This is a genomic window from Acetobacter oryzoeni, assembly GCF_004014775.2.
In the GTDB taxonomy this organism is placed as follows: domain Bacteria; phylum Pseudomonadota; class Alphaproteobacteria; order Acetobacterales; family Acetobacteraceae; genus Acetobacter; species Acetobacter oryzoeni.
On sequence record NZ_CP042808.1, the window covers coordinates 2,702,920 to 2,729,062 of the forward strand.

Here is a 26,143-nt window from a genome sequence, read left to right on the forward strand (position 1 = left end):
CCAACTCTTCCTAACACTTAAGGTTGCGCTTGCTGCGGTCAAGATACAGCCTCAGGCAAAATGCCGGGGGCGTACTTATCCAGCAACGCATCTGGCAGAACATCTGCACGTGGCATTTCTGTCCAGACCAGAACACAGACAACTGGCCGATCGGGCCATATACCTTGCAGAAGGGCACGATAAGCCGCCATCTGCCGGAGGTATAAAACGGGTGTATCCTGCACTCTCCGCGGTGCATGGCGGCCGGTTTTAAAATCACACACCAGCACTTTGTTGGGCAGCACACGCAAACGGTCAACCTGCCCCACAATAACCTGCCCGCCTGCCACACCGGCCAAACGCTGCTCTGCCCGTGCAGACGGATCAAACAGATCTGCCAGTTCAGGCAGGCGCAAAACTGCAATAACCTGTTGTGCAAGTTCGGCAGCTTCATGTGATGACAAACCACTTGCTGGTCGTGCCAACCATTGATGCGCCATGGCAGGTTGCTGCTCTGCTGGACAGGCCGGCAAAAACTGCAGCAAAGAATGCACCAGATTACCACGCCGAAAAGCAGCTTCACGCGCCTTGGCTGGCGTTACGGCAGCAATATCCAGCGGTGAACGAACAGGGGGAAGCGGCCCCAACATGGCATCATCTGGTTTACTTGGTGCCAACGGGCGCGCTAGCGGGCTTTCTGCTTCTGGCAAAACTGGTTTCCACAACGGGGCTGATCCCATCCATTGCGGCAATGTGGTTACCTCCTGAGGGCTCTCAATAGAATCCGATGCAGACTGCTTGGCAACGGTTTGTTCCTGCGGCGCTTCTTCCAATAGAAGCATGGATACAGACCATTCACCTTCCTGAAAATCTACTTCTGTTGCACCGGCTTTTTCAAAACCAATTCGGCACCTTTCATACCAACTTTCTGCAGGCACGTTGCGTCCTGGCTTCCAGCCACAAACAACTAACCGATCTGCCGCACGTGTCAGTGCCACATAAAGCAGGCGATTATATTCCTCTACCACACGACCACGCATAACCTCTTTGAGATTACGCGTTAAACCCACTGACAAAGCATTACGTGGCACATACAACGGCACATCTATATTGTGTATTTTATCATGCGCCCAAAACAATCTGTCCTCAAACCGAGGAAGACCAACTGTATCTGGCAAAATTACCAGACGTGCCTGCAATCCTTTAGAACCATGCGCTGTCATGATTCTTACGGAATCTCCACCAGATTCTGCTTCGCGCTTTACGGTTTCTTCTGAATGACGCATCCAATGCAGAAAACCCTGCAAAGAAGGTGGATGCTGATCCTGATATCTTATTGCTGCAGAAAGAAGTTCATCAATTGGCTCCGCTGCTTCGGCCCCTAAACGCGCAAGAAAACGTGCACGGGCCCCACCAGGCCCTAATGCAGCAGAAAGAAACTCATATGGTGTTAAATAATCTACCTGTCGGAACAAACCATTAAGAAAATTCCAAGCCTGTTTCCAATCTGATTGTTCTGCATGACGTTCTCGCAGTGCTGACCACAATGGCTCTCCTTTTTCACGCCCCGTCGCCAAAGCCATCAAGCTATTATCTGAGATATTCCCCAATGGAGATGTGAGCACGCAAGCTAATGTTAAATCATCTTGTGGTAATAGAAGAGCCGCACATAAAGACAACATATCCTGCACAGCCAAATGCTCGGCCAACCCCGTACGCACAAGCGTAACCACAGGAATATTTTGACCTTTTAAAGCACGCACAAGCATACCCACGAATGGGGAGCGACGCGGCACAAGAACTAGAACATCACCTGCTGTTAAAGGTTTTTGTCCTGACACAGGTTTTTGATTTAACTGCTTGGCAATATATCTTGCCAGGGCATCGGCTAACTTCTGGCGTGGGCTCTGGCGTGTTGCATTACCTTGTGCGGGCTCCCATGGACTAATAGCATCTTCATTCTCTTCAGCCTCAACCAATGGCCATAATTCTACACGCCCTCCCTTTCCGGGGCGGGCTGTAATATGTTCCATAACTTGGCCTGGCTCTTCCACCACGCCTTTGGCTGCCTCTGGATCTGCAAAAACAGCATCAACAAGTTTAAGAACTGGTTCTGTTGATCTAAACGAAACCGTTAATTCAGGTTCACGCCATAGCAAATGGGCCTCTTGAACACGTTTTTTGAATCTTTGTCTCCATTCACGAAAGGAATCTGGATCTGCTCCCTGAAATCCGTAAATAGATTGCTTATAGTCCCCCACGGCAAAAATGGTCCGCGGCGGTTCATCTTCATCCCGTCTACCAAGACCGGAAAAAAATTCTTCTGTAAGATCACCAGCAATACGCCATTGTTCGGGAGAAGTGTCCTGCACTTCATCCAGCAACAAATGATCTATGCCCCCATCCAGCTTATACATGACCCAAGCCGCACCGGGCTCGCGCAAAAGCCCTAATGCACGCTCAATAAGATCATCATACTCAATTTGGCCATGCCTCGCTTTTTGTAATGTGTACAGACTAGAAACAGCAGCAGCCATTTTAAGTAATGCGCTTCCCATCTTAACAAGGTTTCTGGCCCGCAGTTGCTCATCTACCTTATTAATACGTTCACCTTCTTTTTGAATATAGAGCGCAATATCAGGGTATTTTTCAGAAAGTTTTTTAGAAATCAAACCAACAGCACGCAACTTTCCATCTTTTGTGAGAAAGCCATTTCGCCACACAAGCCATTGCGCTGCGCGCTCAGATGCAGGCAAGGAAAGCCAATCCAAAAGCGAGAAAGCATTTCTTTTTATTGCTTCAGATCCTTCATTGGAAAGGATCTGAAAACCTTCTTTTAAATTCCCTTCCTCTGGAAAATCAGAACATAATTTTTCAAGAAACTCAGAGGCACTCCCGTGCAATATATCAGACGATAAACCTAAAATCTGACATAATACAGATTCAACCTTATGAGGGTCTTGTACAATGAGATTTAATAAAGAGTTTGACCTCTCATCCTTTCTCAAAACCCCTGAAATAAAAATAAAATCACCTAAAGATATCTGACCTGCTAATGGGGAAATAATCCCTTCTTTTTGCTGACCTAAAATAGATTCCACACATGTTTGTAAGGCTAGGGATGCATCTGTTTCTTCCATAACCGTAAAATGCGGGTTCATGGAAGCTTCTAAAGGGAAACGTCGCAACAAAGATTGGCAAAACGCATGGATTGTTCCAATACGCATACCTCCTGGAAGATCAAGAACTTCTGCAAATAACGCCCGCGCACGTCGCCTTGTTTCATCTGTACAGGGCACATACAAACTAGCCAGCTCTTCATCTAACGCTTCATCCGAAAATGTTACCCAACGTCCAAGGCGTGTTTGCAACCGAATGGACATTTCCGCTGCTGCTGCTTTGGTAAAAGTAAGACATAAAATACGATCTGGTGAACTTCCCGGTTGAATGGAACCATCTTCTGCCAAACGCGGCAACATCAAGCGCAAAAGACGATCAATCAACAATTTGGTTTTACCGCTTCCCGCAGAAGCTGACACAAAAACAGAAGCTGAGGGATCTGATGCCAAAGCCTGTTGTGCATTGGCCTGAGCGATAGCTTTTTGTAAAGCTTCCTGTGCAGATATACTCATTCCTCATCCTCCTTACGTGCGGCATTCCACTCGGGCACACGTGCCAGACGTGCATAATCTGCAAAACGTGGTTCCCTGCCAGGATGAGGGTGAGAAAGATAGGGCTGATCTGGCTGATCATATGCTGCTATTCGCAATAATAGATTTTCCCAAGTCTGTTCAGCCAGATCTGTAAGACTAAGCGCATCACGTGCCTGCACAACCACTTCTTCTCCTGGCACTGCTCCACCGGTCAGGCGCCAGTATATAAGATTTGATATTTCTCTTGAATGGTCAGGAACTTCCTTAAACCCACCACGAAGAATCATGGCAGATTCAAGCGGAAGCTGTGGGCTCCAACCGGCCAAAACATCTTTAGTTGATGGTAATGTGCCAGTTTTGTAATCCTGCACAATAACATGCCCTTCAGCATTTAATTCTATACGATCTGCGCGACCAACAATGTCAAACCTGCCGGCAGGTGCATCCATAATACTCACTTGCCCGCGAATTTCTGTAAGAATGGCACGCGGCGTTCCATATTCGCTACGCCGCTTCTCTTCTGCCTGCACCACCCATTGGGCAATACGCGTTAATCTGGGCGCCCACCATGCACGCAATGCCGGACGCAAAACGTGTTCTTGCAAACTTATACGGAACAAATCACATAATTTCTTTTCTGCATTTTCTGGCCATGTCACGCCATATGTCTTTACCCAACGCTCCAACGCCTTATGCACAATCATACCGTAATCAGATGCATCTGCGGCCTCTTCTAACTCCGGAAAAACTTCAAGTCGCAAAATATGTTTTGCGTAAATGGCATATGGATCTCTTACCCACGTTTCTATTTCTGTCACACTCAAACGGCGTGGCCGCAACGAAACTGGCGGTACAGGTTGCGGTGGTGCTACAGGCGTTGCCGGGCCTAATGGCTGATCCAGCTTATTCAACCAAAATAAAGCAGGATGGTTGGGAATATGGCCATTTCGTCCCGCCAAAAAAGCATTCAGCCGCGTAAGCCATCTAGCAGGTACAACAGGCGCTCCTTCCCGCCTCCGTGCGCTGGAAAGAACAACCGTGCCAGCTGCTGCTGCACTTGCAAAAAAATCATGTGCTGCCTGACCTATGGCGTGTTCTGGCGATGGAAGCCCCATTTTTTTTCGCATGGGTCGGCTCATCCACGGGCCAGCATCTACTACGGGCGGCCAGACACCCTCAGAAAGACCGCCCAAAATAACGGTTTCTGCCGTTTGCAAGCGCGCCTCGAACAAGCCCCAGATCAAAACACGAGGATGTAAAGATTTAGGATCTCCACCCCGGCGCATGGCAACGCGTTCTGGAGCCAGAACCGCCGTTAACAAACCATCTAAAACAACAGGAGGCTGCGGCGGCAAAACCTCCGCTGCCAGCATTAGTTCTGTCAACTGGCTGGCAAGCATATTGCCTTCTTCACCACGCCACAAACGCTCTGATGCACTTTCTTCATCAGTAGCAACCAAACGCTCTACTGTTGCAATTAATGCTGCCAGCAAATCTGGCACGGGCGCGCAATGCTGCTCTAAATCCCCGTGAGCGCGTGCTTCTACGGCATCATGCTCCCACCCAAGAACTGGTTCCAAACAAAATGCCAAACGCTCCATAAAAACAGACAATGCAACCGGGCCAAATGGCCGATCCGCTGTAATGCCTCTTTCTTGTTTAGCTTTTGCTCTTTCATTGGGGTTGTTTAAAGCATTTTCCACCACTTGGCATAAAGCAGCAAAACCAGGCGGCGGTGCTGGACCGCGCAGAACAGCCCGCTCTAAAAGACGGGCCGTTGCACGACAGACACCAGATGAAAAACTACACGCAACTAAAGGATGTTTTAAAACGCTTAAAAGAGAAACTGGTGAGAACTTACTATCCACCATTTGCGCAACAAGGCGTAATAGAACAGCCGCAGGTGTATCAACCAAAGATGAACCAGCACTATCATCTGCCAGCACACCCCAACGTGCCAGTTCTGTTGCCACACGCGCAGCCAAAACACGGTCTGGCGTTACAAGAGCCACACGATGCGCCGGTTTTTCAATAGCCTCACGCATGATCATACTAATTGCAACAGCTTCTTCCTGCTGATCAGCAGCATCTAATCTGTAAACATTTTCTAACTTAACATCACCAGGACATGACCAATCACCCAATGCTTCGGCAGGAAGAAGAACGCGGGCAAGAATAGATGCTCGTTCAGATCCACTTCCTGCACCTTCCCAAACCTGCACTTTATTTCGTGTGATTTCCAAATTTTTTAGTAAAGAACTCAAACCTGCCTGAGGATGACTGTCTGGCAATGAAACAAAGGTTTCTTCTGCCATCATCATATCCAAACCAGGCAATACAACCTTGCCCGCAGGACATTCAAGAACAGCTTGCAACACTTTTACTGTAGGCTGCATAACATGCGTAAACCCAGCCGCCCATATAGGTGTACTATCACCTTGTTGAGCGAGTTTGCGCCATAAATCTGCCTGTGCCTCAAGCAATGCAACTTGTCTGGCCACAGGGTTCATAACCCCGTTTTCCTTCAGCCATTCTGGCCATGCCTGTGTTACAATTTCTAGAAATCTTAAAATAATTTGCCAATGTTCTGCAAAATTCTCTTGCACAGCTTCGGGCAAGCGTGCCGCCAAATTGACACCAGACCACTCCGCTTCATCCATCAGCTCTGCCAGAGCTTTTGCCAAAGGCCATGCCTGATCCAGCGTTGGCCGTGTGCCAAATGCTTTATCTGCCTGCAAAACCAACCGAGCCAGCACAGCCAACCTGGTCATACCAGCAACTGCAGGGGGCAAATCCAAAGCCAGCTCGCCACCCATACCAGCAGACAACCCTAATTCTGCTTCATCCAACGCACCAATCGGTACTATCCGCGGCAACAATACACTCTGACCATCCATATGGCGTAAAAAGGCTTCTGTTAACGCGCGCGCGGCACGCCTGCCGGGCAATACAATAATGCCTTCACCTATTGCTTCTACGTCATGGTTTGCAGCTTTGATCCAACGGAAAGCCAGTTGATCAAGAAAAGGAAGATGGGCGGGAATTGTTGCAAGTTTCATACGTCTGTTCCAACGCCAGCAATATCTGCCTCTTTCAATCGATCTTCCCATCCGGCCAATCTGGCTTGGCGCTGTCCATCAGCAAGAACACGTATTTCAAGCTTCAAAGCATCTTCGGGCAACAGATCTTCCAATTTTTGCGGCCATTCAACAAGCACTACGCCTTCTCGTGCTTCATCCCATCCGAGTTCTTCCAGTTCGTCAGGACCACCCAGACGCCATAAATCAAAATGCGATACAACGCAGGAAGGAGATTCGTAAGATTGCACTAAAGTGTAAGTTGGGCTCGGAACCTCCAAATGAGGGGCACGACAAAACGCACGCAAAAAGGCACGCGCAAAAAAGCTCTTTCCAGCCCCAAGCGGACCAGAAAGCAAAATGGCATCTCCTGCTTGCGCATACTCTGCCAGTTTTATGGCCAACCTTATTGTTGCGTCTTCGTCTCGCAGAATCATCTTTCTGGCCATTTTAGCTTTCTCCATCCTTCAGCCCAGCGCTTTGCCTTCAATCACAAAAGAAGAGGTGTGCGTTGTATCCATCCCGAGTTCACAAAGAAGTGTATTCATCACAAACCAAACAAACTTTCTCTAGATTTGATTGTTAATGAAGAATTTTTCCAAAAAATTAACAATAAAACCTAACGTTTTTTATCAATTTCTTAATCTTCACTTAATTATTATATATCTATAGATATGCGCTTACCGCATAATTGGCTTGCACAAAAAAGAAGCTCTCAACGAAATAATGTTTGTTTCTTTTTGAAACACGTATAGGTTTAGTAATAACAAGAAAATGCAACCACAGGATGCATTTCTGATTCTCTGAACCATAATGAGGTTCCACCATGCGTATTTTACTTTTAGAAAATAATTTTACCTCCAGTCAGGCAATATTTTCGGCATTAACAAAAACCACTTTTTCAGTGGACATGGTTCAGTGTGATCAGGAAGTTGTAGAGCTACTCAGAAATTATGATTATGGTCTTGTCATTCTTCATCTACAACATCCCGATATTTATGGGTATGACATCCTTACCACATTACGATCTTTAAAACTCACAACACCTGTTATTATCATCTCACCCGTCAACACTTCTGAGGTGAAAACTAGAGCTTTTGCTGCAGGCGCTGACGATTATTTAATAGACCCTTTTGATTCGACTGAACTTATAGCCCGCATACAAGCCATTTTACGGCGTGCCCATGGCTATGCCCATCCTATTGCACAAATTGGCGATCTTACAGTTAACCTCAACAGCCATACTGTAACGGTTAACAATCAGCCCATTCATCTTACCGGAAAAGAATTCGCCATTCTTGAACTGCTTGTCTTGCGCAAAGGCATTGCCCAAACCAAGGAAACCTTCCTTAACCATCTTTATGGAGGGCGAGATGAGCCAGATATGAAGATTATAGATGTTTTTATCTGTAAACTTCGCAAAAAACTTCAGGCAGCAGGGGTAGGAAATCTGATTTCCACTGTATGGGGAAGAGGCTATATTCTAAATGATCCTCAAATCTCCAAAGCCTGTACACCCATGCCTGTTATGGGCAAACCCCACAAACAATCACAATCAATATCTAGCTTACATGAATCCCATCAGCATGTTGCTGGAAGCAGTGCCTAAATTATGAAATCAACCCTAGATTATGATACATTTTTCAAATTCAAGAGCACAGAAATTTTTAGATTGTAAAGTGGCGTGTAAATAGCTCGGCACTGCCAAAATCTCGCAAAGGAAAAATCTAGAGAAAAGAATTTTCAAAACCCCTTTCTCTAGATTAGATTTTAGGCAGGAACACGCACCTGCTCAAGTACATCACACATCTGGTCAACAACCTCGTCAACCAGTTGCGCATCTTCCGCTTCTGCCATAACGCGCACCAAAGGTTCCGTACCACTTTTACGCAACACCAAACGCCCTCGGCCAGCAAGCTTACGCTCTACATCAGCCTGACGGGTTTTTACTTCGTCCATATCAAGTGGACAGGCCCCCTTGTATCGAACGTTTTTCAACTTTTGGGGAAATGGCTGAAATAGCCGGCAAACTTCACTCGCTGGACGACCATCCTGAACAAGTACGGCCAGTATCTGCAAAGCAGCAATCAGCCCATCACCTGTCGTTGCAAAATCTGTCAGCACCATGTGCCCAGATTGTTCACCACCAATATTGGCCTGCCGTTCCAACATACGCTCGACAACGTAGCGATCACCCACTGCCGTGCGTTCCAGACTCAACCCCTGATTTTCCAGAAACCGTTCCAGCCCCATATTGGACATAACGGTTGCGACAACGGCATTACCGACCATGCGACCTTCTCGCGCCCAAGACTGGGCGATAAGAGCAAGAATCTGATCACCATCAATCAGACGGCCTGTTTCATCTGCAATCAAAACGCGATCAGCATCGCCATCCAGAGCAATACCCAAATCGGCTTGATGTTTTACAACTGCGGCACAGAGAGCTTCAGGGTGAGTTGAACCACATTTTTCATTAATGTTTACGCCATTAGGTTCACACCCTATGCGGATGACTTCTGCCCCTAACTCCCACAATGCGGTTGGCGCAACCCGATAGGCAGAACCATTGGCACAATCAATCACAATCTTCATGCCATCCAGCCGCAATTTGCGCGGGAATGATGCTTTAGCACTTTCTATATACCGACCAGCAGCATCATTCAGCCGAGATGCACGGCCAATATGTTCTGGCGTTGCCAGATATGCGGTAAGGTCTTTTTCCATCAGGGCTTCAATTTCCGTTTCATCCTGATCAGAAAGTTTAAAGCCATCTGGGCCAAACAGCTTGATGCCATTATCCCCAAAAGGATTGTGAGAAGCGGAAATCATGACGCCCAGATCTGCTCTGAGAGAACGCGTCAGCATAGCAATTGCAGGCGTTGGCAACGGGCCTACCAGCGTGACATCCATACCTGCTGAAAGAAAGCCCGCAACCATGGCGCTTTCGATCATATACCCAGAAAGCCGCGTATCTTTTCCTAACAGAACACTATGCCGATGATCTCCCCGCTTGAAATGCAACCCGGCGGCCTGCCCCAGTTTTTGGGCGACTTCCACTGTCATCGGTGCAACATTAGCGGTGCCACGAATACCGTCTGTTCCGAAAAAACGCTTCATTCTGCTCATTCCATTCTGTCCGCTTCAGACAGAAAAAGCCCATCCTGCACAAAGAACGGAACTGCCTTCTTGCGGTTTTCTTCTATTTTCTAAAACGGTTTCAGGCTGGAAGAAACCTTGTTCAGCCGGAAACTTACTTTTTTAATTCTGAAAGATTGCCCGCCATACGTTTACAGCCTGCATCATGCCTTTAACATCATGAACCCGCAAAATTACTCCCCCCAAAGCCATAGCAGGGAAAGAAGCCGCCTGCGTTCCAGCATCACGCAAATGCGGTGTGGTTTCCCCCGTAAGATTTCCAATCATCCGTTTGCGGGAAACACCAAATACAACCCGGCATCCCAAGTTGGCCAACAGCAGAATATGCCGCAACAGCTCCTTATTCTGCTCGAAGTTTTTTGCAAAACCAAATCCCGGATCTATCATAATCCGATGTCGTGCAATGCCTCCTTTTACGGCAATCTCAATCCGTTGGGCAAGTTCACGCACCACGTCTATGCTCACATCTTCATACACAGCATGCTGCGCCATAGTTTGTGGTGTACCGCGCATATGCATCAACACAACGCCACAATCTTGTGCGGCCAGAAGCGGCAAAGCTGCCTCGTCATACACCAGAGCTGTCACATCATTGATAATATGTGCTCCAGCCGCCAAAGCTTGCTGCATGACATAGCTATTTCGCGTATCTACAGAAATGGCCACATTGGGCAGTTCTGCCTTTAGGGCAGCAAGAACCGGGCCAATGCGCTTCCATTCTTCTTCCGGCGTTACTGTAGCTGAACCGGGGCGCGTGCTTTCCCCGCCTATATCCAGAACGGTTGCGCCACTGCGCACCATTTCGTGTGCCTTTAAAACGGCCTGATCAATACTTGCCAGTTCACCGCCATCACTAAAACTATCGGGCGTGATATTCAGAATCCCCATGATCTGGGCACCTGTAGGCAAACCCACTGGCGGTACAGAACGCGTTATCCGCTCAAGCTCTGGAGCCCAGTCCTGCGGCAGTTTCTGCACAGGCATTAAACCCACGGTTTGATAGCCTTCTATCAAACGCACAAACGTAAATGCCACCGGGCCGCCACATAAAGGTAAAGCGTCACCCTGTTTGATCGCTTCTTGCGCTATGTTGCCATACACAAGGCCCAAGGGTTCAATCAGCCGCGCATACGTCATTTCATCAGCCCTTCTCAAACGAAAAGAGGCGGCATTTCTGCCGCCTCTTTCCACTCTACATCTTGATCTAAAAGTTAGCTTGGCTGAGGCACAGGGGCTGGTCCACCGCTTTCATTTTCCGGTTTATCCGAACCCTGAACATCTGGCCCACCAACCTGAGGCACAGAAGAACGCCGGTTAACCGGGCCACTTTCTTCTTCTTCCTTACGTTCGATCGGCTGACCACGCATGATCTGGCGGATTTCTTCACCACTCAGAGTTTCATATTCCAACAGAGCTTCAGCCAGACGGCGCAGTTCATCAATGTGATCATGCAGATAGTTCCGAGCCTGCACATAGGCTTCATCTACAAGCCGGCGTACTTCTTCATCAATCTCACGGGCTGTTTCTTCCGAGAAGTTGCGAGAAGCCCCGGCAAAAAAACCACCGTTCTGATCATCATCTGCATAGGCAATCATGCCCAGCTTGTCGCTCATGCCCCATTCGGTCACCATGCTGCGGGCCACACGGGTTGCCATTTTAATGTCACCCATTGCGCCGTTGCAGACGTTGTCCTTACCGTAGATAACCTCTTCCGCAACACGGCCACCCATAGCCACCACAAGATGCGCGAATGCGTTTTTCTTGCTCATGGACAGGCGATCATCTTCTGGCAGGCGCATCACCATGCCCAATGCACGGCCACGCGGAACGATGGTTGCCTTATGAATAGGTTCACTTTCGGGAACCAGAACAGCTGTAATGGCATGCCCTGCTTCATGGTAAGCTGTGCGCCGCTTTTCATCATCGCTCATAATAAGAGAGCGACGCTCAACACCCATCAGCACCTTGTCTTTTGCGTCTTCAAACTCACGCATAGAAACAGTGCGGCGCCCCAGACGTGCGGCAGATAGCGCGGCTTCGTTGACCAGATTAGCAAGATCAGCCCCGGAGAAACCCGGCGTGCCGCGGGCAATAATGCGTGGGTCTACATCAGATGCCAGCGGCACCTTACGCATATGCACACGCAGAATTTTTTCACGACCAGACACGTCAGGATTTGGCACCACAACCTGGCGATCAAAACGGCCGGGACGCAGCAAAGCCGGATCCAGCACATCTGGGCGGTTGGTGGCAGCAATCAGGATCACGCCTTCATTGCTTTCAAAGCCGTCCATCTCAACCAGCATCTGGTTCAATGTCTGCTCGCGCTCGTCATTGCCGCCGCCCATGCCAGCGCCACGGTGGCGACCAACAGCGTCAATTTCGTCAATGAAGATAATGCACGGTGCAGCTTTTTTGCCCTGTTCGAACATGTCGCGCACACGGGATGCACCAACACCTACGAACATTTCAACAAAGTCGGAACCAGAGATGGTGAAGAACGGCACATTGGCTTCACCTGCAATGGCGCGAGCCAGCAAAGTTTTACCGGTGCCCGGAGGACCAACAAGCAACACGCCTTTGGGGATTTTACCGCCCAAGCGCGTGAACTTCTGCGGATCCTTCAGAAAATCCACGATTTCCTGCAGTTCCCCTTTGGCTTCATCAATCCCAGCCACATCATCAAATGTGACGCGACCATGCTTTTCAGTCAGCATCTTGGCGCGGGATTTACCAAAGCCCATGGCCCGACCACCGGCACCCTGCATCTGCCGCATCATAAACAGCCATGCGGCCACCAGCAGAATAATGGGCAAGGAATTCAGGAAGTAACGCAGCAGCGGGCTGCCTTCCTGCTCCAATGGCTTGGCCACAACTTCCACCCCTTTACCCACCATGCGGGTAACAAGGGAAGGATCAAGCGGGGCATAGGTTTCAAATGCCGTGCCATCAGTCAGCGTGCCGGAAATATTGTGATTTTGCATCACAACAGACCGAACATGCCCTGTATCCACATCAGCAATGAAGTCCGAATATGCCAGCTGTTGTGCCGCGTGCTGCGTGCTCCCCGGCTGGAACATGTTCACAAGCAACAGCAGCAGCAGGATAATGCTGACCCACAGCGCCAGATTGCGGCCTAAATTGTTCATCTTGCCCGTATATCCATACCTAGTGCGAGAATGCCGGAATAATCTTTATCTGACCGGCTGCCGCAGAAAAAAGCAACCTCTCCCTTTATTAAATGGGAGGCCGCCTGCGTATTCCTAGTCTGCGAGGTGCACATATTTTAAGAATCTTGTGCAACTACACCATACACATTGCTGCTGGTTACCGAAACTGCCGGCCGGAAAATGAAGGCTGCGGCATATAAATCAGGTTCATCATCCGCTACCCAATTCAGATGCGGCACAGCCACCCGCTTACCTTTACGCCACAGAGCAGGCAGCACAGCACAAAACCGGGCCTGTAGCCCATTGCGGATTTTGCGCTCCAACCCATACCCTGCCCCGGCAACCATCAATTCTTCTTTTCGAACTGATGCGGGCAGACGCAACACAAACCGGTTATCCCATACCGTGCCATTTTCTGCCTGCACAGCAGGCGCCATTGCGGCTTCCTCCCGCAAAAGCACCCATTGCTGTTCATGCCAAAGCAGCCGGACTCCAGCCAATGTGGCTTCTGCGCTCATCTTCTTCAAGCGTGCCACTGCAGATTGAGCCGGTGGATATTCAGCTCCACCAATACTGCGCACAAGAGCTGAAAGCACATCAACCTCAGGCAATTCAGACCCAAGATTTGCCCATCCCTCAGGATACATTACAACTTGTTGGGCAAGCTGTGCAGCGCGTTCATGCTCCTTTTGCATTCTCACCTGACCCAGTTGCATGCCAAGTTGCCAGAAATGCGCGCGTTGATCGTTTTTTTGCAGCATATAGCGTAAACGCACCCGCTCCGCACGCTGATCCTGATTGGAAGGGTCGTCCACCCATTCAATATGGGCTTCACGCAGCGTGTTCCGTAGTGCTTGCCTAGAAAATCCAAGCAATGGGCGAATAAGCCGTATATCTGGCCGCACGGTTATCCAGCCCATGCCTGCCAGCCCTTCTGGCCCACTTCCGGCATTCTGGCGCATCCAGACCGTTTCCGCCAAATCATCTGCCTGATGGCCCAGCAAAAGATCTGTGCATCCATGCTCCTGACAGGCGGCTATCAGGCTGGCATATCGAGCATTTCTGGCTCTATGGGCAATAGCTGGTCCTTTTTTGAGATCTGTAAGAACCAGCAAGCGTGCCGAAATACCCATATTCTGCAAGCGTGCAACTGTTTGATGGGCTTCCTGCCCAGATTCCGGGCGCAGCCCATGATCCACGACCAAAGCCAACAGATTTTTCCGCCAGAAAGATGCCAGCCACGCAAGGCACAGGCTGTCTCCTCCACCAGAAACAGCCATAGCAACAGGAGGATAGTCAGATTGATCTGGGAAAAACGGCCCTAACTGCGCCATACATTGTGCAAAACAGGCCGGAAAAACGGGCTGATCGGAAAAAACATCACGCCCAAAAAATACAGGAGCAGACATCCTTCCCGATACCAACACCAATCGTTATTCGCAGCTACCCCGTTTGGCATACACTTCTGCAGCGTGCGCAACACGGGCGGAAGGCGTGGGGAATTCTGCTTTCAGCTTGGAAAGTGCTTCACACGATGCCTTTTTATCCCCCAATGCCAGCAGGGAAGCAGAAACACCCAAAAGTGCATCTGGCGCACGCCCGCTTTTAGGAGCCTGACGATAAGCATCGTAATAGGCAACGGCTGACTGACGATACTGCTTTTGCCCTGCCAAGGACTGCGCCAGCAAAAACTGTGCATCTACCTTAAAAGCGCCTTTGGCGTTTTTAAGGGCTGATTCGGCATCAGACTGTGCCTCTGCATAATCTTTCTTCTGCAAAGCCGCCTTGCCACTGGCAAGCAACCCATCTGGTGTTGTGGGTTTTGCGTCTTCTTTGGGCGTTGTGTCTGTTGAGGCCGCAGCTGTAGAAGCACCTGCCGCACCAGCATTTGCCTGCGCCGCAAACTGGTTATCTGCTATCTGCTTGGAAAGAGCTGCCGTTTTTTGCTGCAGTTCATTGGTGAGTTGATCAATCTCACCGCGCATATCACGCTGCTGCTGCTCCAATGTGCTCACACGGTCCAGCAACTGGGCAATCAGATCATTTGTGCCTGAATTTGCATTATCCCGCGCCCATGCAACTGGCACGCACACACTGCTTATTGCGGTTGCCATTGCCAACGCCACAAGTCCTGTGCGGACATGCCGCGATGCTTTGAAGCAGACTTTCATCAGGTTCTAACCCTTCCACAACATATAGGCAGCAACATCATACCACTTTTGCTGAAAGACAAGTGCTTACAATACAAAACAGGCCGGGCTTTAACACCCGGCCTGTTTCTGCTCTGTCAACTTTCAGAAAAATCTGAAATCTTATTTAACAGAGGTAATGGCGTTACGGTTCTGAGCCCATGCATCTTCATCATCACCCAGAGCGGTCGGACGATCCTTACCGTAGGAGATGGTGGAAATGCGGGAAGAAGCTACGCCCTTAGCAACCAGGTAATCACGTGCGGCATTGGCACGACGCTGACCCAGAGCAATGTTGTATTCTTCGGTGCCGCGGTCATCGCAGTTACCTGCAACTTCAACGTTAACCTGCGGGTATTTTGCCAGCCAGTCAGCCTGCTTCTGCAGGGTTTCCTTGGCATCATCACGCAGGCCGCTTTTGTTCAGGTCATAGAAAACGCGGTCACCCACGTTTGCAACCAGATCAGCTTCACTGCCGGGAACGGGGCCGCTGATAGTGGGCTGCGTGGAAGCAGCACCATTGGAGGCACCAGTGTTTGCGTTATCGTGGGCGCAGGCTGACAGCAGGGCAACCATACCAAGCGCGGCAACTACTTTTAGTCTCATGTGTCGGATCCTGAGAATTAGTTCCTTGCGAAACTATTCGGAGAAAAGAGTTCTAACCTTGTATCCCCGCGTCTTCTTCTGCTCCTCTCCGAACCCTTCGAAGAGCCGACGAATTTTGGAGACCAACTTGCCCTAAGCCATAGCTTATTCTGCGGGTCAAGTTGCATCTCTGTATCTCATACCTGCCATACACTGAGTGAGACGAAAAAGACACAGTTCTGCTTATTGCCTGTATCCGCCTTTATTGCGGCCAAATTATGGACAACAAAAACCCCGCATCACATTTTTGTGATGCGGGGTTTTCTTTCCGAACAGCCGATTTTAGCCGTTTAGAGGAGACCATGCTGGGTCTGACGCAGCTTCTGGCGTTGGCAGCACGCGGTCATTAAAGCCCGTAATATCCACCATTCCGATGGTGGAGTTAAAGCCTGCACCACCAGCCCCGGCACGGCTCTGGCGGCAATATGCCAATACGCGGCCATTGGGGCAGAAACTTGGGCTTTCTACCGTAAAGCCCTGTGTCATGATTCGCTCACCCGTGCCGTCCGGCGCCATAACGCCAAGCGAGAACATACCGCCAGCAATACGGGTAAAAGCAATTAGATCCCCACGAGGAGACCACACTGGAGACCCATACGTGCCCTGACCGTAAGAAATACGGCGCGCACCACCGCCAGAAGCTGGCATGATGTAAATCTGCGGACTGCCACCACGATCCGAGTTGAAGACGATCTGTGATCCATCCGGGCTAAAGCACGGGCTGGTATCAATGGCACCAGACGACGTGATCTGGCGGCGAGAACCAGATGCCAGATCCACAATATACAGATCCGACCCACCATTGCGGGTCACTGACAGCACAACAGAACGGCCATCTGGTGAGAAGCGTGGTGCGAAGGAAATACCTTCAAACTCACCCAGAATCTGCTGGCGGCCGCTGGTCAGATCAAACAGATAAACCCGTGGGCGATTGTTGGCGTAAGACATGAAGGCAATCTGATCCTTCACCGGGCTAAAGCGCGGTGTCAGGGTCAGCCACTTGCCTGTTGTCAGCATACGGGCATTTGCACCGTCCTGATCCATTACAGCCAGACGTGTGCGCTGATGGCCACGCGGGCCAGAACGAGAGATAAAGGCAATACGGGTATCAAAATACCCCTTTTCCCCCAGCATCCGCTCGTAAATCACATCGCCCACAATATGGGCAATACGCCGCCAGTTTGCTGCAGATGTTGTGTAGGCCGTACCCTGAATCTGCTGATGGCTCAGCACATCCCACAGGCGCATTTCCACCCGCACAGAAGATCCGCCACCAGAAACGGAACCTGTTACCTGCGCATGCGCGCCCATGCTTTTGGCAGTTGCAAAATCTGGCGTGCCAGATGTTGTGCTGCCGGGCATAACCTTGAACAGGCCTGTATTATTCAGGTCATTCGTCAACACTTCGGCAATTTTTTCGCCCAAGCCACCACCAAAATTGGGGATGATGATGGGGATAGGCGCCGTGCGGGCCTGATCAACCGTAATTTCAGCTTCTGGGGCACTGGCAGCCGCAAATGCACCAACAGGCATGGCCATAATACCACCAGCAGCCACACTGGCCCCCAGCAGGCTACGCCGACGCAGCGCGCCAGCCAGCACATCGGCTTCCTGATCGGAAATAAGGGGACGGGTACTCATCACCATGTGTTTTCCTCCCTAAGGCCTGCTTAAGGCCTGAATACAAACTTCAGTTGCCGTGGCTGCCCCAGCAGTTCCTTGGGGATTGGCAGCTTGGCACATGTTGGACTTAGAACAGCAGCCCGTGCTCTTTCAGCCAGCGCACGATACGAAGAATCCGCATTCATGCGGGCCTGTGTTTCTGGCGCAAACTGCACAATGCGGGCTTCACCGGTTCCATCTACCGTAACCACCAAATGCGCCACAAAGCTGGCATAATCCTTGGCGGCAGTATCTTCTGTGTAGCAACGCCTTACCGCAGCCCCGATAGCTTTTTGCTGGCCAGCGCTCAGGCTGCCCGTAATGTTACTACCCACGGGTGAACCACCACCTTTGGGCGCACCCCCCGCAACCGGATTGGCGCGTGCCTTGGGCGCATGCGTCTGCTTCTGATCCGCCCGGAACGTATCCAACGTTTCCAGCAGGGAATGAGACTCTGCCTGGCTTTTCTTCGCCTTGTTTGGCTGCGTGATATGAGACGGAACCGCCGCATCCGGTAGCGTATCCGTGGGCTGCGTAATGGGTGAAGGCGGGGCAACACTGTTCGTCGGCTGCACCGGAGATGGTGGAGACGGCGGTGTTTTCACAACTTCAGGAGATGGTTCTTCCGCCTTGGGGGGCAGAGGCACATCTGGCAGCTTTTCAGATTCCGGCACAGGTGGCGGCGGAACAGGCTGTGGCGGCGGAGGTGGCGGCGGGGCCTCCTCATTCGGCACATCCTTCGGAGGCTCTGGCGTAGGCGGAGCTTCCTTTTCTTCCGGTGCTGGGGGCTTGGGTTCAGCCGCAGCCTTTTCCGCCTTGGCGGCAGGGCCACCTTCTTGTGCGTCCGACTGCTCGAACTGCATTTCAATCGTAGGCTGTGGGGGCTCTTCCGGCGGCTTGGGCGGCGGAAGAGTGATCAGCAGTGCCAGCAGAAGCGCGACATGCGCGCCCCCTGACAGATAAAGCGATCGCCGGAGTATAATCTGATCAGACCGGCGTGGCCTTGCCATGGGCATTGTTCGTACCTCTCCACCCTATCGGATGGCTTAATGCCCACTGCTGGCAGGTTGCTGCGCCAGCAGAGCCACATGCGTAAAGCCGCCTTCCGTAATCTGCCCCATAACCTGCATGACCTGCCCATAATCAATATGGGCATCCCCGCGTACAAAAATACGGTGGGAAGGATCATTGTTGGAAGCAGCCTTCAGTTGGGCCACAAGCTGATCTGCTGTAACGGGGTTATCCCCCAGATACAGCGTGCCATCAGACTTGATGGAAACGGTAATGGGCTTGCTGTCTGAATTAACCGGGCGCGCATCTGTTTTGGGCAGATCAACATTTACGCCGCTGGTCATCATTGGAGATGTCACCATAAAGATGATCAGCAGCACCAACATCACGTCCACCATGGGAGTGACGTTAATTTCGGCCATCGGACGCCTGCGGCGGCGTCCGCTTCCTCCCGACGGCATTGCCATATCTCAGGTCCTCTCTTCGGACTGGCGAGAAAGAATGGCAGCAAACTCGGTGCCAAAACCTTCCAGGCGATCCTGGAAAAGGTCCATGCTGTTGCTGATGACGTTATACGCCACATAAGCTGGAATAGCCGTTAGCAGGCCAATAGCCGTTGCAAACAGAGCTTCGGAAATACCGGGGGCCACAACGCTAAGGTTTGTATTGTGTTCAGCCGCAATAGAACTGAAGGAATGCATGATCCCCCAGACCGTGCCAAACAGGCCAACAAACGGTGCAACAGGTGCAACGGTGGCCAGAAAGATTACCCAGCGGCGCAGGCGGTCCATTTCCCGCGTGATGGTAATGCCAATGGCGCGGTCAACACGTTCCTTAACGCCGCCACGCACCAGATCCACACCGGGAATACGGGCTGAACGCCGCCATTCCCCCATGGCTGCACCAAATACGGCAGACATTGGGTTGGTAGGCTTGGCGCCATCGCTTTCGTACAGATCATCAAGGCTGCCACCAGACCAGAAGCGATCTTCAAACCCTGTGGCTTCACGATTGATGCGACGCAACGTGACAAACTTGTCCAGAATAATTGCCCATACCATTACGCTGCAAATCAGCAGCCCCAGCATGACAATTTTAACAACAAGCGAGGCGTGCATGAACAACGCCCATACTGACAAATCCCCCGCCGCACTTACGCCGAGATTTGCCGCATCAACCGCACGATCCAATAATGCCTCCTGCCTCTGCACCCCTTACGGGCGATCTGTCTCCGACTCGGTCGAGACACATGCTTTGCCCGACGCTTCTGCTTCTTACTTGGTTACTCAAAAAAGCAGAAGAGGCGCTTTCATCCCTTTGGTGCCAATTTTTGCAACAAATCACGCCATAACGGCGGAAATCGGGCAGGACGCCCATCTGATACTTTCACGCAGGCCAGACCAACCTCAACCTGAGCGCATATATCATCACCGCGTGTGCATAGCTGATCCAATCGGCAGCTGGCGGCCCTCAGGTCAATCAAGCGGGTGGTAACTGTTACAATATCATCCAGTTTCAAGGGCATTTTGTAGGCAAGGCGGGCATCACGCACCACAAAAACGAGCCCATATTCTTCCTGCAAACTTGATGCCGGCATACCCAAGCTCCGAATCGCTTCAGTACGCGCACGCTCTGCAAAGGCAAGATACCGCGCGTGGTACACAATGCCGCCTGCATCTGTATCTTCGTAATAGATTCTAAAATCTATGGAGTGGGTGGTCATTCTTCCCCCTCATCCTCGCCTGCAAGGAAATCCATCTGCTGGTTGCCCCCGGTAGCAGAAGCCGGAGGGGTAAGCCCCAGATGCCGCCAGCCGCGTTCACCAAGAACACGACCGCGTGTGGTACGCAAAACCAGACCTTCCTGAATCAGGTAAGGTTCAATCACATCTTCCAATGTATCGCGCGATTCGGCCAAAGCTGCCGCCAGCGTTTCCACACCAACCGGGCCGCCGTGATGATATTCGGCAATTCGGCGCAGATAACGCCTATCCATGGCATCCAGCCCAAGCGCATCAACCTCTAGCCGCTTGAGGGCAGCATCTGCCACTTCTGCTTCTACCGGCACCCCGGCAGGCACGGTTACAGATGCAAAATCCCGCACACGGCGCAACAGTCGCCCGGCAATACGGGGTGTGCCGCGTGAACGACGGGCAATTTCCATTGCACCACCGAGTGTCAGAGCAAAATCCAACTTTTCCGCCCCACGCGCCACAATTTTACATAGCTCTTCTGGCGTATAAAAAACCAACCGCAGCGGAATGCCAAACCTGTCCCGCAATGGCGTGGCCAAAAGCCCTGCCCGCGTGGTGGCGGCCACAAGCGTAAACGGCGGCAAATCTATACGGACAGACCTTGCTGCTGGGCCTTCACCAATAATCAGATCAAGCTGGAAATCTTCCATCGCAGGATAGAGAATTTCCTCAATGGCTGGCTGGAGGCGATGAATCTCATCAATAAACAGCACGTCACGGGGCTGTAGATTGGTAAGAATAGCAGCTAGATCACCCGCACGCTGGATAACGGGGCCAGACGTAGCCCGAAAACCCACCCCCAATTCACGTGCAACAATCTGGGCCAAAGTTGTTTTACCCAACCCCGGAGGCCCATGCAGCAGAACATGATCTAAGGCATCACCACGCTGTTTAGCGGCCTTGATGAAGATGGAAAGGTTTTCCCGGCTAGCCTTCTGGCCTGTAAAATCATGCAGTGTTTGCGGGCGAAGCGTGGATTCACCAACATCCTCCTCCCGCCGTGCCGCATCAATTTCCCGATCAGGCGTAAACTCCGCACTCATCGGGCAAGGTCTTTCAGGCTGTCACGAATCACCAGATCCAGCGTGGCAGCCGCCCCGTGCGCATCCATGACTTTCCGCACCACGGGTGCCGCTTCTGCCCGGCGAAAACCCAAGCCAGCCAGCGCCATAAGGGCATCTACCTCTATACTACCTGCAGGGGTTGCCATGGCCGGAATGGTAATACCGCCACCACCACCGGGCATTTTGCCAGCTTTATCGCGCAGCTCTGTCAGAATCCGTTCTGCCAGCCTACCGCCCACACCGGGCGCACGCGTAAGGCTGGCTTTATCTGATGTCATCAGCGCGGCCACCAATTCTCCGGGTGACAAGGTGGAAAGGATACCAAGGGCAACCTTTGCCCCCACCCCTGCACGCTTGTTAACAGCCGGAACCATTCACGCTCAGCACTTTCCATAAACCCGTACAGAAGAATGGCATCTTCACGCACAACGGTTTCTATCAGAATCCGTGCTTTTTCTGGTGGGTTTGGCAACGCGGCCAACGTACGTGTGGAGGCCGCAACAAGATAGCCCACACCGTTTACGTCTATAACGCAGCTTCCCAGATCAACCTGAATGACCAATCCGCATAAAAACGCAATCATGCCATTCTTACCCCGGCTGCAATATGGCGTGCACTGGCACGATGATGCGCATGGCAAATAGCAACAGCCAGCGCATCCGAAGCATCTGCACGGATAATTTCTGCTCCGGGCAAAAGCCGCCGCACCATCATTTCCACCTGTTTTTTATCTGCTGATCCGGTGCCAACAACCGATTTTTTAACAGAAAGCGCGCCGTATTCTGCCACGCTTACCCCAGCCAATGCAGGCACCAACAACGCCACGCCACGCGCATAACCCAGCTTAAGGGTGGCCGAACCGTTACGGTTTACGTAAGTTTCTTCAACAGCTGCTTCTTGCGGTTCCAACCTGTCTATCAGCATCAGCAGGTTGTCATGCAGCACCTTTAATCGGTCTGGCACGCTATCAGCGCTATTGGTTGCAATAACGCCATTTTCAACATGCCGGAGCCGATTGCCCTCGACATCAATCACGCCCCACCCTGTAAATCGCAGGCCGGGATCAATGCCGAGCAGACGTACCATTATGATTTATGCCGAAAGTTTTTCGGCCAGATCATCCGGCAGGTCAAAATTGGCGTACACATTTTGCACGTCATCATGGTCTTCAAGCGTATCCAACAGCTTGAACAGGCTGCGTGCTTTATCTTCATCCAGCGTTACGGTGTTTTCGGGGCGCCAGTCCAACTTAGCACTTTCCGGCTCACCAAAGCGCGCTTCCAGCGCATCCTTCACTGCAAAGAAGGATTCCACTTCACATGTCACTTCATGTGAGGTTTCGGTGGAAACAACATTTTCTGCACCAGCTTCAATAGCCGCTTCCAACATTTCATCTTCAGAAGCAACAGAAGCCGGATATGTAATCACACCCAAGCGGCGGAACATGAAAGAAACGGAATTGGTTTCCCCCATAGAGCCACCGTGCTTAGAAAAAGCTGCTCGCACATCAGATGCTGTGCGGTTGCGGTTATCGGTCAACCCTTCAACAATAACGGCTACACCGGCAGGGCCGTAGCCTTCGTACCGCACTTCCACATAGTCATCACCACCTGCAGCACCAGATGCCTTTTTAATGGCGCGTTCAATGGTGTCTTTGGGCATGTTCACTTCACGCGCGGCAGAAATAGCTGCACGCAAACGTGGGTTGGCTGCCGGATCAGGCAAGCCCGAACGCGTTGCTACCGTCAGTTCACGAATAACCTTACCAAACTGCTTGGAGCGTTTTGCATCCTGCGCACCTTTACGGTGCATAATGTTCTTAAACTGGGAATGACCAGCCATCTTCCTTACCTTGTCGTCTGCAACAATGCCGGGCAGGCCTTAGACAAGCCGCCCATGACAATGCTTGTATTTCTGGCCCGAACCACATGGGCAGGGCGCGTTACGAGGTGTTTCACCCCAGCTTGAAGGATCATCCGGCATAATGGCGCTGCCACCGATAGGCGTGGCCATTTCCGGCGATGCACCAGGTGAAAGGCCAGGCCCCGGTTCTGAGGCGTATCCCTGCACTTCTGGATCAGCATGGATTTCTGCCGTATCGGCAAACGGATCAGCCGCTGCTGGCGGAGGTGTCACTTCCACCCGTGCCATCAGCCCCACCACACGCTGGCGCATTTCTTCCAACATGAATGTAAACAGCTGGAAGGCTTCGTGCTTATATTCGTTCAGCGGATCTTTCTGGCCGTAAGCACGTAGGCCAATGCCCTGCCGCAACTGATCCAGCGCATGCAGATGCTCTTTCCACACGGCGTCATATGTTGTCAGCAGAATCTGCTTTTCAATAAAGCGCATCAGATCCGGGCCGATATTGGCTGCTCGGGCAGCTTGCGCCTGAGTGGCAGCCTGACTGATCCTGTCAGCCACAGCCTCGGCATCCATACCGTCTTCCTTGGCCCAAGCTGCTATTGGCAGATCCAAGCCAAAGGCTTTTTGTACATCTTCCGTAAGGCCAGCTACATCCCATTGTTCTGCAAAAGATTTTTCTGGGATACGGCGCGCAACCATCGCGTCAATGACATCTTCCTGCGCTTCCATCACAATAGAAGAGACATCTTCAGTCGCCATAAATTCACGGCGCTGAGCGTACACTTCCTTGCGCTGGTCGTTCATCACGTCATCGTATTTGAGCGTGTTCTTGCGCATATCGAAGTTGCGGGCTTCGACCTTTCTTTGCGCCCGTTCCAGCGCCTTGCTCAACCACGGATGAACAATGGCCTCGCCTTCCTTCATACCCATTTTCTGGAACATTCCGCTCATGCGGTCTGAACCGAAAATACGCATCAGATCATCCTGAAGCGAGATAAAGAACTTGGAGTTGCCGGGGTCACCCTGGCGCCCTGCACGGCCACGCAACTGGTTATCAATACGGCGGCTTTCATGCCGTTCCGTGCCGATAACATACAGGCCACCTGCCTGCTGCACGATGTCATGATCCCGCGCAACACGATCACGGATTTCCTTCTCAGCAGCTTCACGCTCCGGAGACTCTTCCATATCCCCCAAGGTTTGGGAGATCAGCATTTCCACGTTACCACCGAGCTTAATATCCGTGCCTCGGCCAGCCATGTTGGTGGCAATGGTAATGGCACCCGGTGCCCCTGCCTGCGCCACAATCTTTGCTTCCATTTCATGGAAACGGGCGTTCAACACGTTATGTGGAATGGCTTCACGTTTCAGCAGGTCTGAAAGCGCTTCACTTTTTTCAATCGACGTGGTGCCAACCAGAATCGGCTGGCCGCGTTCGTGCACATCCCGGATAAGTTTGACAACAGCAGCAAACTTTTCCTGCTCTGTCAGATAGATCTCGTCGTCTTCATCCTTACGGGCAACCGGACGGTTGGTAGGAATGGCCACCACATCCAGATTATAGATTTCTGCAAACTCATCCGCCTCTGTCATGGCGGTGCCGGTCATGCCGGAAAGCTTAGGATAAAGGCGGAAATAGTTCTGGAAGGTGATGGAAGCCAGCGTCTGATTTTCCTGCTGGACTTCCACGTGTTCCTTGGCTTCCAGCGCCTGATGCAAGCCATCGGAATACCGGCGGCCTTCCATCATGCGGCCGGTGAATTCGTCAATAATCACCACTTTGCCATCGCGCACGATGTAATCCACATCCCGCGAGAACAGCGTATGCGCCCGCAAGGACTGCTGAACATGATGCACAACAGCTACATGCTGCAGATCATAAAGCCCGCCTTCATCCAGCACACCTGCCTGACGCAGCAGATTTTCTACATGATCGGAGCCAGAATCGGTCAAAATAACGGTGCGGAACTTTTCGTCTTTTTCAAACGTGGTCGGATCCTGCACAAGCTGGGCAACCACAGCATCGACCGCACGATACAGATCTGAGCTATCTTCTGCTGGCCCGGAAATAATCAGCGGCGTACGGGCTTCGTCAATCAGGATCGAATCCACTTCATCCACAATCGCGTGGTAGAAGGGACGCTGCACCATTTCGCCCAATTGGTACTTCATATTATCGCGCAGATAATCGAAGCCGAATTCGTTGTTTGTGCCGTACGTAATATCGGACGCATAAGCCTGACGGCGCGCATCATCAGGCATGTTGGGCACGATCACGCCCGTTGTCAGGCCCAAAAAGCTGTAAAGCCGCCCCATCTCTGCTGCGTCACGCGCGGCAAGATAGTCGTTTACGGTCACAACATGCACGCCCTTGCCTGCCAACGCGCTGAGATACACAGCCAGCGTGGCCACCAGGGTTTTACCTTCCCCGGTGCGCATTTCTGCAATGCGGCCAGAATGAAGCACCATGCCGCCAATCAGCTGCACGTCAAAATGCCGCATTCCCAACACCCTGCGCGAGGCCTCACGGCACACGGCAAAGGCTTCAGGAAGCAGATCATCCAGACTTTCGCCTTTGGCGATCCGATCCCGGAATTCCTGCGTTTTGCCAGAAAGGGCGGTATCATCCAACGCCTGCACCTGTGGTTCAAGCGCGTTGATCTCCGGCACCCGGCGTTGAAATATCTTAAGCGTCCGGTCGTTGGCGGTGCCGAACAGGGCGCGGACAAAGCGTGAAAGCATGAACACCTTTCCGGAACAATGCGGCCCCTTACCCCTGCACTACCCCAAATGGTAATACAGTAAGAGACACTGGCATGGCTGGCTTGCCGTGCAAAATAGGACCGGGGCGGGTTGCGGTCAACCAACCGTACCGGTGGAAGCAGGATTGAAACAGGGGTTGCCGGGTGGAAAGC

At 51.5% G+C, this 26,143-nt stretch carries 19 protein-coding genes and 1 pseudogene; 1 reads left to right on the plus strand and 19 read right to left on the minus strand.

The window, feature by feature from the left end:
- Nucleotides 1-38: 38 nt before the first annotated feature.
- From addA to tsaE, 3 genes are read right to left on the minus strand one after another with little or no spacing between them, the layout of a single operon-like run.
- Complete coding sequence (addA, locus tag EOV40_RS12620; protein ID WP_128106143.1) at nt 39-3,611, minus strand: double-strand break repair helicase AddA; 3,573 nt, start codon at nt 3,609-3,611, stop codon at nt 39-41.
- Nucleotides 3,608-6,691 (minus strand): double-strand break repair protein AddB, encoded by a 3,084-nt coding sequence (gene addB / locus EOV40_RS12625; RefSeq protein WP_128106144.1) that lies wholly within the window; start codon nt 6,689-6,691, stop codon nt 3,608-3,610. The genes addA and addB overlap by 4 nt, the downstream gene beginning before the upstream one ends.
- Nucleotides 6,688-7,158: a tRNA (adenosine(37)-N6)-threonylcarbamoyltransferase complex ATPase subunit type 1 TsaE gene (gene tsaE / locus EOV40_RS12630; protein ID WP_128106145.1), complete on the minus strand. Its 471-nt coding sequence runs from the start codon at nt 7,156-7,158 to the stop codon at nt 6,688-6,690. Before tsaE ends, addB begins: the two co-directional genes overlap by 4 nt.
- 377 nt (nt 7,159-7,535) lie before the next feature.
- On the opposite strand from tsaE, the gene EOV40_RS12635 reads away from it, so the two are divergent.
- Nucleotides 7,536-8,318: a response regulator transcription factor gene (locus EOV40_RS12635; RefSeq protein ID WP_128106146.1), complete on the plus strand. Its 783-nt coding sequence runs from the start codon at nt 7,536-7,538 to the stop codon at nt 8,316-8,318.
- Nucleotides 8,319-8,479: 161 nt separating this feature from the next.
- Here the strand turns inward: EOV40_RS12635 and glmM are convergent, their stop codons facing one another.
- The 16 genes and pseudogenes from glmM to secA form a co-directional block, all read right to left on the minus strand.
- Nucleotides 8,480-9,838 (minus strand): phosphoglucosamine mutase, encoded by a 1,359-nt coding sequence (glmM, locus tag EOV40_RS12640; protein WP_128106147.1) that lies wholly within the window; start codon nt 9,836-9,838, stop codon nt 8,480-8,482.
- A gap of 132 nt (nt 9,839-9,970) precedes the next feature.
- The gene (folP, locus tag EOV40_RS12645; protein ID WP_167506879.1) at nt 9,971-11,005 is read right to left on the minus strand and encodes a dihydropteroate synthase; all 1,035 of its coding nucleotides are present in this window, start codon (nt 11,003-11,005) and stop codon (nt 9,971-9,973) included.
- Between the two features lie 74 nt (nt 11,006-11,079).
- A complete protein-coding gene (gene ftsH / locus EOV40_RS12650) occupies nt 11,080-13,017 on the minus strand; it encodes an ATP-dependent zinc metalloprotease FtsH (RefSeq protein ID WP_128106149.1) in 1,938 nt (645 codons plus the stop codon).
- Nucleotides 13,018-13,154: 137 nt separating this feature from the next.
- The gene (gene tilS, locus EOV40_RS12655; RefSeq protein WP_208729351.1) at nt 13,155-14,462 is read right to left on the minus strand and encodes a tRNA lysidine(34) synthetase TilS; all 1,308 of its coding nucleotides are present in this window, start codon (nt 14,460-14,462) and stop codon (nt 13,155-13,157) included.
- A 9-nt stretch (nt 14,463-14,471) separates the two neighbouring features.
- A complete protein-coding gene (locus EOV40_RS12660) occupies nt 14,472-15,209 on the minus strand; it encodes a tol-pal system YbgF family protein (protein WP_128106151.1) in 738 nt (245 codons plus the stop codon).
- Between the two features lie 141 nt (nt 15,210-15,350).
- Nucleotides 15,351-15,833 (minus strand): peptidoglycan-associated lipoprotein Pal, encoded by a 483-nt coding sequence (pal, locus tag EOV40_RS12665; protein WP_042786436.1) that lies wholly within the window; start codon nt 15,831-15,833, stop codon nt 15,351-15,353.
- A 321-nt stretch (nt 15,834-16,154) separates the two neighbouring features.
- Entirely contained in the window at nt 16,155-17,519 is a 1,365-nt protein-coding gene (tolB, locus tag EOV40_RS12670) for a Tol-Pal system beta propeller repeat protein TolB (RefSeq protein ID WP_050818852.1), read from the minus strand.
- 23 nt (nt 17,520-17,542) lie between these two features.
- Complete coding sequence (locus tag EOV40_RS12675) at nt 17,543-18,550, minus strand: hypothetical protein (protein ID WP_003623346.1); 1,008 nt, start codon at nt 18,548-18,550, stop codon at nt 17,543-17,545.
- A 30-nt stretch (nt 18,551-18,580) separates the two neighbouring features.
- Nucleotides 18,581-19,012 (minus strand): protein TolR, encoded by a 432-nt coding sequence (gene tolR, locus EOV40_RS12680; protein WP_006115643.1) that lies wholly within the window; start codon nt 19,010-19,012, stop codon nt 18,581-18,583.
- A 3-nt stretch (nt 19,013-19,015) separates the two neighbouring features.
- Nucleotides 19,016-19,756: a protein TolQ gene (gene tolQ, locus EOV40_RS12685; protein ID WP_003623344.1), complete on the minus strand. Its 741-nt coding sequence runs from the start codon at nt 19,754-19,756 to the stop codon at nt 19,016-19,018.
- 98 nt (nt 19,757-19,854) lie between these two features.
- Nucleotides 19,855-20,268, minus strand: a complete 414-nt coding sequence (gene ybgC / locus EOV40_RS12690) for a tol-pal system-associated acyl-CoA thioesterase (protein WP_003623343.1) — start codon at nt 20,266-20,268, stop codon at nt 19,855-19,857.
- Nucleotides 20,265-21,341 (minus strand): Holliday junction branch migration DNA helicase RuvB, encoded by a 1,077-nt coding sequence (ruvB, locus tag EOV40_RS12695; protein ID WP_014457605.1) that lies wholly within the window; start codon nt 21,339-21,341, stop codon nt 20,265-20,267. Before ruvB ends, ybgC begins: the two co-directional genes overlap by 4 nt.
- Nucleotides 21,338-21,945 (minus strand): annotated as a pseudogene (gene ruvA / locus EOV40_RS12700) (Holliday junction branch migration protein RuvA). The gene ruvB and the pseudogene ruvA overlap by 4 nt, the downstream one beginning before the upstream one ends.
- Nucleotides 21,942-22,448, minus strand: coding sequence for a crossover junction endodeoxyribonuclease RuvC (ruvC, locus tag EOV40_RS12705; protein ID WP_050818861.1), 507 nt, complete (start codon nt 22,446-22,448; stop codon nt 21,942-21,944). Before ruvC ends, ruvA begins: the two are co-directional and overlap by 4 nt.
- Nucleotides 22,449-22,454: 6 nt before the next feature.
- On the minus strand, nt 22,455-23,204 hold the full coding sequence (locus EOV40_RS12710; protein WP_050818863.1) for a YebC/PmpR family DNA-binding transcriptional regulator: 750 nt from the start codon (nt 23,202-23,204) through the stop codon (nt 22,455-22,457).
- 39 nt (nt 23,205-23,243) lie between these two features.
- Complete coding sequence (gene secA / locus EOV40_RS12715) at nt 23,244-25,970, minus strand: preprotein translocase subunit SecA (RefSeq protein ID WP_087651647.1); 2,727 nt, start codon at nt 25,968-25,970, stop codon at nt 23,244-23,246.
- Nucleotides 25,971-26,143: the final 173 nt, after the last annotated feature.

Bases quoted from the DNA above. Each gene is read 5' to 3' on its own strand.
- tsaE (WP_128106145.1), bottom strand. From the start codon at position 7,158: ATGGCCAGAAAGATGATTCTGCGAGACGAAGACGCAACAATAAGGTTG.
- EOV40_RS12710 (WP_050818863.1), bottom strand. From the start codon at position 23,204: ATGGCTGGTCATTCCCAGTTTAAGAACATTATGCACCGTAAAGGTGCG.
- EOV40_RS12675 (WP_003623346.1), bottom strand. From the start codon at position 18,550: ATGCCCATGGCAAGGCCACGCCGGTCTGATCAGATTATACTCCGGCGA.
- EOV40_RS12635 (WP_128106146.1), top strand. From the start codon at position 7,536: ATGCGTATTTTACTTTTAGAAAATAATTTTACCTCCAGTCAGGCAATA.
- ruvB (WP_014457605.1), bottom strand. From the start codon at position 21,341: ATGAGTGCGGAGTTTACGCCTGATCGGGAAATTGATGCGGCACGGCGG.
- EOV40_RS12660 (WP_128106151.1), bottom strand. From the start codon at position 15,209: ATGAAAGTCTGCTTCAAAGCATCGCGGCATGTCCGCACAGGACTTGTG.
- tolB (WP_050818852.1), bottom strand. From the start codon at position 17,519: ATGGTGATGAGTACCCGTCCCCTTATTTCCGATCAGGAAGCCGATGTG.
- addA (WP_128106143.1), bottom strand. From the start codon at position 3,611: ATGAGTATATCTGCACAGGAAGCTTTACAAAAAGCTATCGCTCAGGCC.
- pal (WP_042786436.1), bottom strand. From the start codon at position 15,833: ATGAGACTAAAAGTAGTTGCCGCGCTTGGTATGGTTGCCCTGCTGTCA.
- addB (WP_128106144.1), bottom strand. From the start codon at position 6,691: ATGAAACTTGCAACAATTCCCGCCCATCTTCCTTTTCTTGATCAACTG.
- folP (WP_167506879.1), bottom strand. From the start codon at position 11,005: ATGACGTATGCGCGGCTGATTGAACCCTTGGGCCTTGTGTATGGCAAC.
- tolR (WP_006115643.1), bottom strand. From the start codon at position 19,012: ATGGCAATGCCGTCGGGAGGAAGCGGACGCCGCCGCAGGCGTCCGATG.
- ruvC (WP_050818861.1), bottom strand. From the start codon at position 22,448: ATGGTACGTCTGCTCGGCATTGATCCCGGCCTGCGATTTACAGGGTGG.
- secA (WP_087651647.1), bottom strand. From the start codon at position 25,970: ATGCTTTCACGCTTTGTCCGCGCCCTGTTCGGCACCGCCAACGACCGG.
- ftsH (WP_128106149.1), bottom strand. From the start codon at position 13,017: ATGAACAATTTAGGCCGCAATCTGGCGCTGTGGGTCAGCATTATCCTG.
- glmM (WP_128106147.1), bottom strand. From the start codon at position 9,838: ATGAGCAGAATGAAGCGTTTTTTCGGAACAGACGGTATTCGTGGCACC.
- ybgC (WP_003623343.1), bottom strand. From the start codon at position 20,268: ATGACCACCCACTCCATAGATTTTAGAATCTATTACGAAGATACAGAT.